We start from the raw sequence: 11,087 nt of genomic DNA, 5'->3' as shown, positions 1-11,087 counted from the left end.
TCCTTGTATAGGGTGTGGTCGTGGCGGGTGGGCTGCGGCGGCTGAGCGTTCTCGACTGGATCCGGATCGGCCTGCTGGCCGCGGGCCTGGTCTTCGTGGCCACCGGGCTGCTGCCCGCGGCGACCGCCAGGGAGAGCGTCGACCGGATCGCGCCCCTGCTGCTGTTCCTCGGCGCGGTGATCGTCCTCGCGGAGCTGACCAAGGAAGCCCAGGTCTTCGACGTCATCGCGACCCGGATCGCCATCGTCGGCCGTGGCAGCTATCCGGCCCTTTTCCTGCTCTGTACAGCTTTCGCGTCGCTGGTCACGATATTTCTGAACCTGGACACGACGGCCGTGCTGCTCACTCCCGTCATGCTGGCCCTCGCCCCCCGGGCCAAGATCGCGCCCCTCCCGCTGGCGATGACCACGGTATGGCTGGCGAACACGGCCAGCCTGCTCCTGCCGGTCTCCAATCTCACGAACCTTCTCGCGATGAACCGGGTGGCGCTCGGCGCGCGGGAGTTCGCCGCCCGGATGTGGGCGCCCGAACTGGTCGCCGTCGCGGTGACGATGGCCTTCCTGTGGGTCTTTTTCTGGCGGCGCGGGGAGCGGGGCGAGGACCGCTACGTGCCGCCGCCCGCTCCGGCGGTGGACGACCGGCTGCTGTTCACGGTGGCCGGCACGGCCTGCGTGCTCTTCATCGGTGCGATCCTTGCCGGGCTGCGGATCGAGGTGGCGGCCCTGGTCGCGGCCGTCGCCGTGGTCGCCGCGTTCGCCTGGCGCGACCGCTCGAAGCTCGTCTGGAGCCTCATCCCGTGGCGGCTCCTGGTCTTCGTCACCGGTCTGTTCCTCGTGGTGCCCACGCTCAGCAGGTTCGGCCTGGCCGACGTCATGAGCGCGATCATCGGCACCGACGGCGACGGCGACGGCCCCTACCGGGCGGCCGCCGCCGGGGCGGGGCTGTCCAATCTGGTGAACAACCTGCCCGCCTACGTCGCGGGAGAGCAGGTCATCCCGGTGGCCAACCACACCCAGTTGCTGTCGCTGCTCATCGGCACCAATCTGGGCCCGGTCGTCACCCCGTGGGGATCGCTCGCCACGCTGCTGTGGTTCGAGTGGTGCCGCCGCCGCGACGTCCGGGTCCCGCTCGGGAAGTTCATGGCCACCGGCGCGGGGCTCGCCGCGGTCGGCCTCATCGCCACGGTCGGCGCCCTGCTGGTCACCACGTGAGCTCGCGCCTCTGATCCGCTGAGCGGGGTGGCCCGTTCAAGCGGCAGACGTCGTGCCTGGCGCAGGCTGTTCCGCAACTCGAAGAACGCCGGGCAGCCTCAATGGGCGGGAGCGATAGCCGGGAGCGATGGCGAAGGGCTCCACGGATTGGTGAGGGATCACGAATGGGGCCAGGCGGCGTACGCGTGGAACGCCTCCTTGGGCCGCCACGACCCGTCCGGCAGGCATCGGACGACGCCGTAGGCGGCCAGATCGAGGTCGTACGGCGGGTCCGGCGAGTAGGGGTAGCTGTAGCTCTCGAAGGCGAACAGGAAGGCGGCCTCCACCCCCTCCTCGCGGAAGACGTCCATGCACTCGACGATCTCCTTGGCCTGCGCCTTCTCGTCGCGCCTCAGCACCTCCTTGAGCCGTGGCGGCCTCGCCGTACGGTCCACGACCGCCCAGGCCATGCCGCCCCGGGCGGCGGCCCCCTGGTAGGCGCAGCAGCCGAACACTCGCCCGGACGGTGGCCACGGGGCCATATCCGGCGCTCGCGAGGATCCTCGCCGAGTCCGAGCGGGTCTCGCCCGAGGAGGCGTTCGCCGAGGGGCTGGAACGGGTCCTCGACGGCATCGCGGCCGGCAGGAGCTGACCCGGCCGGTTCAGGCGGGGGGCAGCGCGGGCGCCAGCCGCCTGGCCTCGGCGACGAGGGCGAGGAGCGACTCGACGATCTCGGGCCGGCCGGCGACGAAGCTGCGGTCATCCCGGGGGCCGTCGATGTCCTCCTCGAAGGGGCCCCCGTCGAGGTTGCGGATCTCCAGGCCCGCCTCCTGCGCGATCAGCGCTCCGGCGGGCAGGTCGACGGCCTCGGCGCGGTAGCCGATCATGCCGTCGATGTCGCCTCTCGCCAGCATTACCCAGGAAAGCAGCGGGGCCCAGAGCTGGAGCACCCGCCGGGCCCGCACCTCCATGGTCATCTTGAGCGACCGGACGGCCGGGTCGGCGCGGGCCACGCCGTACCCCTGGGTCCAGGCCAGCACGGGGCCGTGCGGGAGGTCGCGCCGCTGGGGCGCGACGAGGAGCCCTCCGGGGCCGAGCGCCCCGCCGTCCCTGATCGCCGACCAGGTGTGCCCGCGGACGGGGTCGTGGACCACGCCGAGCACCGGGCGGCCGCCGGAGCAGAGGGCGAGGCCCACGACGTACGCCGAGAGGCCGATCGCCACGTTGTTGGTGCCGTCGAGGGGGTCGATCAGCCAGGTCCACTCGCCGCTTCCGTGGACCCCCGACTCCTCCGCGATGATCTTGTGAGCCGGGAACGCCGCCCCGATCCGGTCGAGGAGCGCCCGCTCGGCGGCCAGGTCGAGATCGGTTACGACGTCGCCCGTGGAACCCTTCGGGCGGACGCCCACCACCCCCGCCGCGCGTTCGCGGAGCAGCGCCCCGGCGGCCTCCGCGGCCTCGACGGCTACGAGCCGGGCGTGTTGGAAGTCCACAGGTTCCTCCTGGCGAGCTCGGCGGCACGGGCGGTCTCGCGGGCGTCGCAGCGCTCCCGCCTGATGTGGTGGAGCCGGGTGGTGAGCGGGCCGAGGGACAGGTCGCCCCGTCCCGGCCTGCTCCGGCCGAGCGCCACCGTGGCGGCCTCGCCGTCCTCCGGGATCACGCTGCTGTGGAACGACCCCGCCCCGAGGGTGTAGGTCTCGCCGGGACCGAACAGCTCGACGCGTCCCGTGGCGTACCGGACCGTCCGCCCGGTCGGCCGGATGACGTCGCCGTCCGGGGCGCTGGCGACCTCGAAGACCCGGTGGGTCGCCCCCTCCGCGACGTCCGTCACGACCGCGTGGACGTTGCGCACCTGGCCGTAGAGCACGTGACTGACCAGATCCCAGCTGTGGCAGTGGACCTGGGAGGTCGTGCTGCGGGCGTGCCTGAGCGCGGCGGACCAGATGTGCACGCACACGCCGGACTCCCCGGAGCGTTCGAGCGGCAGGCAGAGGAACCCGAGGGGGTGGCGGACGGCGGCCACGTCCGAGCGGCCCAGGGCGATGTCACCCAGGACGCCGAGCGCCCAGTCGTGGACGCCGCCGCCATCGCCGCTCAGCTCGCCGAGCAGATCCTGATATCTCATGATGCGTACGGGTCCTTGGCGCGTAGGGCCTTCCGGGTGATCTCGACGACCTCGCGGTCGGTGAAGGACTTGGGCAGCGGGAGGTCGATCCGGTCGAACAGCCTGCGGACCTCCTCGATGGTCGGCTCGTCGCTGAGCGGCACCGCCTTGTAGCGGTCGATCGGCGCCTTGCGCGCCTGTTCGAAGCTCGCGCGCAGTTCGGTGTCGCAGCTCTCGTAGTAGAACGTCCCGGCCAGGGCCGTCAGGGCGCGGTTGGGGTCCTCCACCGTGATGATCACCGCGTGACTGGACAGGTCCCACCGGAACGTCGTCATCGTGGCCGACAGGCCCACCCCGACGTCCAGCAGGCCGTACCGCTGCCGGTACCAGAACGTGGCGAGGACGGTGGCGAACGACTCCTTGCGGGCGCGTTCGGTCGTCCACAGCTCGCCCGTGCCGTCGGGGCGGTCGGACAGCGACCGGCGATAGTGGGCGTAGGCCTCGCACACGTCCTCGTCGGACGGGTCGATGATCTCCAGTCGCATCGTGAGGTGCCGCTTCTCCCGCCTGGCCGCCGCGACACACTCCGGGAGGGTCACCGCCCGGATGTAGGTGCCCGTGCCGCCCTTGAAGATCCACCGGTCGGTGCCGCGCCGCGCGTCGGCGTGAGCCTGGGTGATCTCATGTTGGCTGCCCAGGACCCGGACGATCGACATGTCCTCCAGAGCCCTCCTGGTGCCGGCCACCAGGCTCTCCAGCTCGTCGAGGCGGCGCAGCCGCCCGGGCAGCTCCGCGAGGAGTCCCGAGGTCGCGTTGATCGCGTCCTCGACGGGCTTCTGCCGGACCCGGTCCCGCAGGAGCGCGGTGGCGACGAGCGCCAGGATGACGAGCGTCGTGCCGCTGATGAGCTGCGACTTCCAGTTTCCCTTGTCGGGGATCACGGAGTCGGGCAGGACGCCGAGCACGCCGACGACGACGGCCAGGACGAGCGCGATCGCCCCGTCGACGTTCTTGGCCGCCCACGTCAGGGAACGTCCGACGGCCTGCTTGAACCCCGCCATAGGTCAGCCCCGCATCCGTCCGTGTCGCCCCCTCGCATGGTAACGAGAGCGTCATGCCCCGGCCAAGACCGCTCATGCCGTACGGCTCCCGCGCGGGACGACCCCGTCGCGTGCGACGGCCGCACCGGAATTGTCGGTGGGCGCGCGTAGGTTATGCAGAGGAACGAGGAGTGGTGAGCGACCGATGAGACCGGTAACGGACCTGCAGCGCAAGGTGGCGCCCTTCGAGGTCGTCACCGAGATGACCCCTTCCGGCGACCAGCCCGCGGCGATCGAGGAACTGGAGCGCCGCGTCAAGGCGGGGGAGAAGGACAACGTCCTGCTGGGCGCCACGGGCACCGGCAAGACGGCGTCCGTGGCGTGGCTGATCGAGCGGCTTCAGCGGCCCACGCTGGTCATGCAGCCGAACAAGACGCTCGCCGCCCAGTTCGCCAACGAGCTGCGCGAGATGCTCCCCAACAACGCGGTCGAGTACTTCGTGTCGTACTACGACTACTACCAGCCCGAGGCGTACGTCCCGCAGAGCGACACCTACATCGAGAAGGACTCCTCGATCAACGAGGAGGTCGAGCGGCTGCGCCACTCGGCCACGTGGTCGCTGGTGTCCCGGCGCGACGTGGTCGTGGTCGCCTCCGTCTCGTGTATTTACGGCCTGGGCACCCCGCAGGAGTACGTGGACCGGATGGTCGGCCTCAAGGTCGGTCAGGAGGTCGAGCGCGACCAGCTCCTGCGCAGGCTCGTCGACATGCAGTACGCGCGGAACGACCTGGCCTTCACCCGCGGCACGTTCCGGGTGCGGGGGGACACGATCGAGGTCATCCCGGTGTACCAGGAGCTCGCCGTCCGGATCGAGATGTTCGGCGACGAGATCGAGAAGCTGGCCACCCTCCACCCGCTGACCGGCGAGGTCATCAGCGAGGACGAGGAGCTCCACATCTTCCCGGCCTCCCACTACGTCGCGGGGCCCGAGCGGATGGAGCGGGCGATCGCCGGCATCGAGGCCGAGCTGGTGGACCGCCTCGCCGACCTGGAGCGGCAGGGCAAGCTGCTGGAGGCGCAGCGGCTCCGCATGCGCACCACCTACGACATCGAGATGATGCGCCAGATCGGCACCTGCGCCGGCATCGAGAACTACTCGCGCCACATCGACGGCCGCGATCCCGGCACCGCGCCGCACACGCTGCTCGACTTCTTCCCCGAGGACTTCCTGCTCGTGCTCGACGAGTCGCACCAGACGGTGCCGCAGATCGGGGCCATGTACGAGGGCGACGCCTCACGCAAGCGGACCCTGGTCGAGCACGGCTTCCGCCTGCCGTCCGCGATGGACAACCGCCCGCTGAAGTGGGAGGAGTTCCTGGAGCGGATCGGCCAGACCGTCTACCTGTCGGCCACTCCGGGGCCCTACGAGCTGGGCCGCAGTAAGGGCGAGGTGGTCGAGCAGGTCATCCGCCCGACCGGTCTGGTCGACCCGGAGGTCGTCGTCAAGCCCACCAAGGGCCAGATCGACGACCTCATGGAGGAGATCAGGGCCCGCACGGAGAGGGACGAGCGGGTCCTGGTCACCACGCTGACCAAGAAGATGTCGGAGGACCTGACCGACTACCTGCTGGAGAACGGCATCCGGGTCCGCTACCTGCACAGCGAGGTCGACACCCTGCGCCGGATCGAGCTGCTGCGCGAGCTGCGGATGGGCGAGTTCGACGTGCTCGTCGGCATCAACCTGCTCCGCGAGGGCCTCGACCTGCCCGAGGTGTCGCTGGTGTCGATCCTCGACGCCGACAAGGAGGGCTTCCTCCGGTCGGAGACGTCGCTGATCCAGACCATCGGCCGGGCCGCGCGAAACGTCTCCGGCCAGGTGCACATGTACGCCGACAAGATCACCCCCAGCATGGAGCGGGCGATCGACGAGACGAACCGGCGCCGCGCCAAGCAGATCGCCTACAACCAGGCCAACGGCATCGACCCGAAGCCGCTCCGCAAGAAGATCGCCGACATCCTGGACAGCCTCGCCCGGGAGGACGAGGACACCGCCCAGCTCATCGGCGGCGGAGGGCGTCAGCAGTCGCGCGGCAAGGCGCCCGTCCCCGGCCTTGCCTCCCGGACGGTGGGGCAGCACGCCAAGTCCATCGCCGGGGAGATGCCCCGGGCCCAGCTGGAGTCACTGATCGAGTCGCTCACCGAGCAGATGCACGGGGCGGCCGCCGACCTCCAGTTCGAGGTGGCCGCCCGGCTGCGCGACGAGATCAAGGAGCTCAAGCGCGAGGTCCGCGACATGCGCGAGGCGGGCGTCAAGTAGCCGTCGCCGGCGAGAGGAGAGGAACCGCGGCACGCGGCCTTCGGTGGGGGTAGGGTCCGCTGCGTGTCGCTGATCGTGGTGCTGCTGCCTCTGCTCGGATTCGCCCTCATCGGCTGGTCCATGGTGTGGCTGATCGTGGTGCACGTGTCCCGCCCGCCGGAGGAGCGCGGGCGGGGCACCCGTTCCGCTCTTCTCATGTTCGGCGCGGGCTGCCTGATGATCGCGCTCCTGCTGGTCCTCTACGTCAACCCCCGCATCGTGCCGTGGTGGTAGGACGGCCGCGGCCGGCGGTGGGTGAGGCGCTGAGGCGGTGCCCCGCCTGCGGCGGCTGGGAGTACGGCGGAGCCCCTGACTGCGCCCGCTGCCGCGACCTCGTGGACGACATCGTCGAGGAGGGCTGGCGGGAGTTCGTCGCCGGCGAGTTCGGCGCGGCCGGTCCTGAGGGCGAGCGTGCGATCGCGGAGATGGTCGCCGACGAGCCGGACCGGCACGACTGGCGTGTGGTCGACGCCGCGCTGGACCGGCTGACGTGCGCCGAGTGCGGATCACGCCTCGGTGGCGGGCCGGTGGGCTGCGGCCCCTGCGACCTCGCCCACGGCTTCCGCTTCTCCGCCGTCGAGATCGACCGCCCGGGCGTCCCTCCGGGCAACGAACACGCGATCCGCGTCAACGTGGCCATCGTCCGCCGGCCGTACGGCATATCGGCGCCCGAGTTGCTCGCCCGGCGGATGCTGCTGCCCGCATTGCTCGTCGGGTTCCTCCCGACGACGGAGGAGGCCCAGCGGATGGGAGCCCGCGCGAAGAAGGGCGCCACTGAGGAGGACTGGATCTCGCTTGTCGGCGCCCTGGTAGGTGACACCGAAGCCACACTCAACGGGTGAACTGGCCCAGGTCCAGGTCGATGTCCACCTCGAACCCGATGTCGGTCTGCAGCCGCTTGCGGTGGATCCCCGTCGGCACGTAGGCCTTCACACTCGGCTCCAGTTCGAAGGTGTAGACGACGGGCCCCTCGTCTTCCTGCTCGACGCGCCAGAGATACCTGATTCCGGCGTCGGAGTACTTGATGGGCTTGGTGACCCGGTCGCGGTCCAGAGATTCGGGAGACGTGACTTCGACGACAAGGTGCACGTCGTCGGGCTTGAACGACGTCGTTTTGAGATTCTTCAGCGCGGCGCTCTTCACCACGAGAATGTCAGGTTCGGGACGCTGCCGTAGTCCCAAGGTCACGGTCATCTCGCGGACGACCAGCAGATCCGGTGGTGGCGCGAGCTCGCGTTCCAGGAGCCGCAGCATGAGCATATGAAAAGCGGTCTGCGGGGACATCATGATGAGGGACCCATCGATCAGCTCGACGTGCCGGGGCGCGTCGGGGGGGAGATGATCGAGCATGTCGGCGGTCCACCCACCTGGCGGTCCGGGATAGAACCACTCGGGGAGAGCCGTGGTCATCCGCTGTCCTCCTTAGCCATGGGGTGTCACTCGACATCACCATGGTGCCACGGAAAGTAGCCGGGCCGCGACGCCTTCAGGCGGGCGGGGCCGTCGTGCGGGCACGGCGGCCGGCGCGGAAGCGGCGGGCCCGGCGGGTGAGGCGCCAGAGGATGTACGCCAGCAAGGCCACGGCGACGACGACCAGGAGCGGAAGGAAGATCGCAACCAGGGAGAGGCTGAGGGAACCGGCGTCTTCGATGGTGCTGACGACGGGGGCGCCCATGCCGGCCGTCGTGGCGTTGACGACCGGCCGGGCGCCCGCTTTGAGCAGGTGGACGACCAGGGCGCTGACGATGCCGAGAATCCAGCCCACCGCCGGGTGCTCGGCCATCCAGGTGGAGTTGTCCAGCTGTGCCGCCGCCGCGGTGGCACTGAAGACGACGCCCCCGGCCGCGGGCCGTACCGCCGTCTGGATGATGTCGTTCACGTGGTCGACCACGGGCACCTTGTCCAGCACGAACTCGGCGACCAGCAGCACCCCGACGATCGCCAGGACCCAGCCGTTGGACAGCCACTCGTAGCCGTGCGGGAGCCGTACGGCGTCGGTGAAGTTGGCGAGCAGGCCGACGACCATCAGCGGGATGTAGGCGTTGAGCCCAGCCGCCGTCGACAGACCCAGTCCTGTCAGCGCAGCGAACATGGGCTCAACCTACCCATCAGGCGACGGCGCAGGCGGCTCCGTTCAGAGTGAACGCGGCCGGCTTCGCGGCCGAGCCGGTGTGAGTGCCGTCGAAGCCGATCTGCGTGGACTGCCCCGGGCTGAGGGTCTGGTTCCAGCCGACGTTGGTCGCGGTCACCGTCGAGCCGGTCTGCGTCCAGACGGCCGACCAGCCGGGCGGGGTCAGGCGTTCGCCGGCGTTGGGGAAGGTGAAGGCGAGCTTCCAGCCGTTGATCGGCTTCGTGTCCGTGTTCGTGATGGTCACGGTCACCGACATGCCGGTCTCCCAGACCGACTGCGTGTACGCGACCTTGCACGACGGGGTGGGGACGGGCAGGCCCTCACGGGCCAGCACGGCGACCAGGTCGGAGGCCGGGCTTAGGTTGCCGGCGGCGTCCACGGCCACCACGAAGTACGAGTAGTACTGTCCCGTGACCAGGCCGCCCTCCATGAAGGCGGGGTGGCTCGACGTGCCCGCCTTGACGTAGCCGGTCGCGGTCTGGCGGAACACGAGGTAGCCGGTCACGCCGAAGTTGTCGGTGGAGGGCGTCCAGCAGAAGGCCGTCCCCGGGAAGTCGGCGACGCAGTTGTCCCGCAGGCCCGCCGGGGTGCTCGGGGGTGTCGTGTCACCCGTCGGGGTGGGCGTCGGCGTCGGCGCCACGCCCGACACCGCGACGACGTTGCGCGGCAGAGAGGGGCGGCTGAGGTTTCCGGACGTGTCCTTGGCGATCACGTAGAACGTGTAGGTCCGGCCGAAGGTGAAGCCGCCGAGTATGGCCGAGGTGTACGTGGTGGACGCGACCTTGGTGAAACCGGCCGCCTGGAGCACGTAGACGTCGTAGCCCGCCGCGGGGAAGGCGGACGGGGCGAACCAGCACAGCGGCGCGTAGCCCTGGCCGCCGGCCGGGAGCGGCGGGGGAGGGCAGTTCGGGTTCCAGGCCGGCTGGAGGGGCTGCGGGCCGGGGGAGCCCGACGGGGAGGGCGACGGGGCCGGGGTCGCGAGGGCGGCCCCCATGGCGGGGGCGGTCGCGGCTCCCACCACGAGCGCGGCCAGTAAGGCCGCGACGAGACCCAGCCAGGCGAGGGGGGTGAGTCGGCGCACGAGATACCTCATCTCTGAGATTGGCGGTCAGGCGCACGTGCGGTGCTCAACGTGAACGACGACGGCGGAGCGCCGACGCCGCCGCAGGTGGTGTTGGAGCCGATCTGCGTCGGCTGTCCCGGGTTGATGGTCTGGTTCCAGCTCAGGTTGACGGCGCTCACCTGGACCCCCGCCTGGGTCCAGGTCGCCGGCCAGTCCGGCTGGATGACCATTTGGGTCACCCGTTAAGGACAACCGCAGGTCCACCCGTTGCTGGCGGTCGTGCCCGTGTTAGTGATCGTCACGTTTGCCGTGAATGTACCACCCCCATCCCCGCCCGGGGCATACCGAGCTTGCGCCGGGCTCCCGTGGGGAGGGTCCGTCCGTCAGCCCGGGTCAGGAGGTCGAAACGCGGATACTTTCAGCCAGGTCAGGAGGCCGAAACGCGGATACTTTCAGCCAGGTCAGGAGGCCGAAACGCGGATACTTTCAGCTCACGCGGACGACGGAGCCCGAAACTCTCAGCTCACGCGGACGACGAGAGCCGGACCACGCCTGGAGCGTGCCAGCCGAGCTCGGCGGAGTGCCGGCGGACCACCTTGGCCGGGACACCCGCGATCACGGAGTGGTCGGGGAACTCGCCGCGCACGACGGCGCCGCCCGCGACCACGGACTGCCGCCCGATGCGCGTCCCGGGCAGGATGATCGCCCCGGTGCCGAGCCACGATCCCGAGCCGATCACGACGGGGTTGTTGCGCGGCCACTGGCGCCCGATGGGCGTCTCGGGGTCGTCGTAGACGTGGTTCTGATCGGTGATGTAGACGTATGGCCCGGTGAACACGTCGTCGCCGATGTCGATCGACTGGTGCCCGACGATGTGGCTGCCCCTGCCGATCGAGCAGCCCTTGCCGATCCGCACGATGGAGTCGGGGCCGAGGTCCACGCCGGGGCCCATCCCGGCCGAGATCGAGACGCGCTCCCCGACGAGCGTGTGGTCGCCGATCTCGATCCAGGCCTCGCCGAAGATCGCGCCGACGGGGAAGGAGACGCAGGCCCCTTCGCCGAGACGGCGGAACCGATACCCGCCGGTGGAGCCGGGGCTGAGGGTGGCCGCCTCCCGCAGGTAGGCCCATCCGCGGTGGACCACCCGGCCGACGGCACGCTTCACAATCGACATAGCGCGACAAGTTACCGGTTGGTCGCATA

The 11,087-nt window shown here is 70.3% G+C and carries 14 protein-coding genes; 5 read left to right on the top strand and 9 right to left on the bottom strand.

From position 1 onward, the window contains the following. Nucleotides 1-20: 20 nt before the first annotated feature. Complete coding sequence (locus tag N5079_RS10065) at nucleotides 21-1,211, top strand: SLC13 family permease (RefSeq protein ID WP_261583334.1); 1,191 nt, start codon at nucleotides 21-23, stop codon at nucleotides 1,209-1,211. Between the two features lie 158 nt (nucleotides 1,212-1,369). On the opposite strand, the gene N5079_RS10060 is transcribed toward N5079_RS10065, so the two are convergent. After that, entirely contained in the window at nucleotides 1,370-1,705 is a 336-nt protein-coding gene (locus N5079_RS10060) for a hypothetical protein (RefSeq protein WP_261583333.1), read from the bottom strand. An 11-nt stretch (nucleotides 1,706-1,716) separates the two neighbouring features. On the opposite strand from N5079_RS10060, the gene N5079_RS10055 reads away from it, so the two are divergent. Next, nucleotides 1,717-1,842, top strand: a complete 126-nt coding sequence (locus tag N5079_RS10055; RefSeq protein WP_261583332.1) for a TetR/AcrR family transcriptional regulator C-terminal domain-containing protein — start codon at nucleotides 1,717-1,719, stop codon at nucleotides 1,840-1,842. 10 nt (nucleotides 1,843-1,852) lie between these two features. On the opposite strand, the gene N5079_RS10050 is transcribed toward N5079_RS10055, so the two are convergent. Genes N5079_RS10050 through N5079_RS10040 form a run of 3 tightly spaced genes read right to left on the bottom strand, consistent with a single transcriptional unit; the run spans nucleotide 1,853 to nucleotide 4,355 of the window. After that, nucleotides 1,853-2,683, bottom strand: coding sequence for an inositol monophosphatase family protein (locus N5079_RS10050; RefSeq protein WP_261583331.1), 831 nt, complete (start codon nucleotides 2,681-2,683; stop codon nucleotides 1,853-1,855). Further along, nucleotides 2,656-3,315 carry a hypothetical protein gene (locus N5079_RS10045; protein WP_261583330.1) on the bottom strand — a complete coding sequence of 220 codons (660 nt, stop codon included), beginning with the start codon at nucleotides 3,313-3,315 and terminating at the stop codon, nucleotides 2,656-2,658. The genes N5079_RS10050 and N5079_RS10045 overlap by 28 nt, the downstream gene beginning before the upstream one ends. Continuing rightward, a complete protein-coding gene (locus N5079_RS10040; protein ID WP_261583329.1) occupies nucleotides 3,312-4,355 on the bottom strand; it encodes a hypothetical protein in 1,044 nt (347 codons plus the stop codon). Before N5079_RS10040 ends, N5079_RS10045 begins: the two co-directional genes overlap by 4 nt. 184 nt (nucleotides 4,356-4,539) lie before the next feature. Between N5079_RS10040 and uvrB the strand changes: the two genes are divergently transcribed. The 3 genes from uvrB to N5079_RS10025 all read left to right on the top strand — a co-directional run bounded on the left by uvrB (nucleotide 4,540) and on the right by N5079_RS10025 (nucleotide 7,532). Then, nucleotides 4,540-6,651, top strand: coding sequence for an excinuclease ABC subunit UvrB (gene uvrB, locus N5079_RS10035; RefSeq protein ID WP_261583328.1), 2,112 nt, complete (start codon nucleotides 4,540-4,542; stop codon nucleotides 6,649-6,651). 63 nt (nucleotides 6,652-6,714) lie between these two features. Then, nucleotides 6,715-6,924, top strand: coding sequence for a hypothetical protein (locus N5079_RS10030; RefSeq protein ID WP_261583327.1), 210 nt, complete (start codon nucleotides 6,715-6,717; stop codon nucleotides 6,922-6,924). A gap of 17 nt (nucleotides 6,925-6,941) precedes the next feature. Further along, nucleotides 6,942-7,532: a hypothetical protein gene (locus N5079_RS10025; protein WP_261583326.1), complete on the top strand. Its 591-nt coding sequence runs from the start codon at nucleotides 6,942-6,944 to the stop codon at nucleotides 7,530-7,532. Here N5079_RS10025 and N5079_RS10020 read toward each other — a convergent pair. From N5079_RS10020 to N5079_RS10000, 5 genes are all read right to left on the bottom strand, one after another. After that, nucleotides 7,522-8,100 (bottom strand): Uma2 family endonuclease, encoded by a 579-nt coding sequence (locus N5079_RS10020; RefSeq protein ID WP_261583325.1) that lies wholly within the window; start codon nucleotides 8,098-8,100, stop codon nucleotides 7,522-7,524. The genes N5079_RS10025 and N5079_RS10020 overlap by 11 nt on opposite strands. Before the next feature lie 76 nt (nucleotides 8,101-8,176). Next, nucleotides 8,177-8,782, bottom strand: a complete 606-nt coding sequence (locus tag N5079_RS10015; RefSeq protein WP_261583324.1) for a DUF4126 domain-containing protein — start codon at nucleotides 8,780-8,782, stop codon at nucleotides 8,177-8,179. 16 nt (nucleotides 8,783-8,798) lie between these two features. After that, nucleotides 8,799-9,902, bottom strand: a complete 1,104-nt coding sequence (locus N5079_RS10010) for a cellulose-binding domain-containing protein (protein ID WP_261583323.1) — start codon at nucleotides 9,900-9,902, stop codon at nucleotides 8,799-8,801. Between the two features lie 8 nt (nucleotides 9,903-9,910). Then, entirely contained in the window at nucleotides 9,911-10,114 is a 204-nt protein-coding gene (locus N5079_RS10005; RefSeq protein WP_261583484.1) for a cellulose-binding domain-containing protein, read from the bottom strand. 293 nt (nucleotides 10,115-10,407) lie between these two features. Next, nucleotides 10,408-11,058: an acyltransferase gene (locus N5079_RS10000; protein WP_261583322.1), complete on the bottom strand. Its 651-nt coding sequence runs from the start codon at nucleotides 11,056-11,058 to the stop codon at nucleotides 10,408-10,410. Nucleotides 11,059-11,087: the final 29 nt, after the last annotated feature.

This window comes from Planotetraspora sp. A-T 1434, assembly GCF_025420585.1.
In the GTDB taxonomy this organism is placed as follows: Bacteria; Actinomycetota; Actinomycetes; order Streptosporangiales; family Streptosporangiaceae; genus JAOEGB01.
The sequence above is the reverse complement of the archived record's forward strand: the minus strand, read 5'-3'. Positions and strand labels throughout refer to the sequence as shown.

Coding starts and splice junctions, on each gene's coding strand:
- N5079_RS10045 (WP_261583330.1), bottom strand. CDS start 3,315: ATGAGATATCAGGATCTGCTCGGCGAGCTGAGCGGCGATGGCGGCGGC.
- N5079_RS10040 (WP_261583329.1), bottom strand. CDS start 4,355: ATGGCGGGGTTCAAGCAGGCCGTCGGACGTTCCCTGACGTGGGCGGCC.
- uvrB (WP_261583328.1), top strand. CDS start 4,540: ATGAGACCGGTAACGGACCTGCAGCGCAAGGTGGCGCCCTTCGAGGTC.
- N5079_RS10020 (WP_261583325.1), bottom strand. CDS start 8,100: ATGACCACGGCTCTCCCCGAGTGGTTCTATCCCGGACCGCCAGGTGGG.
- N5079_RS10015 (WP_261583324.1), bottom strand. CDS start 8,782: ATGTTCGCTGCGCTGACAGGACTGGGTCTGTCGACGGCGGCTGGGCTC.
- N5079_RS10005 (WP_261583484.1), bottom strand. CDS start 10,114: ATGGTCATCCAGCCGGACTGGCCGGCGACCTGGACCCAGGCGGGGGTC.
- N5079_RS10000 (WP_261583322.1), bottom strand. CDS start 11,058: ATGTCGATTGTGAAGCGTGCCGTCGGCCGGGTGGTCCACCGCGGATGG.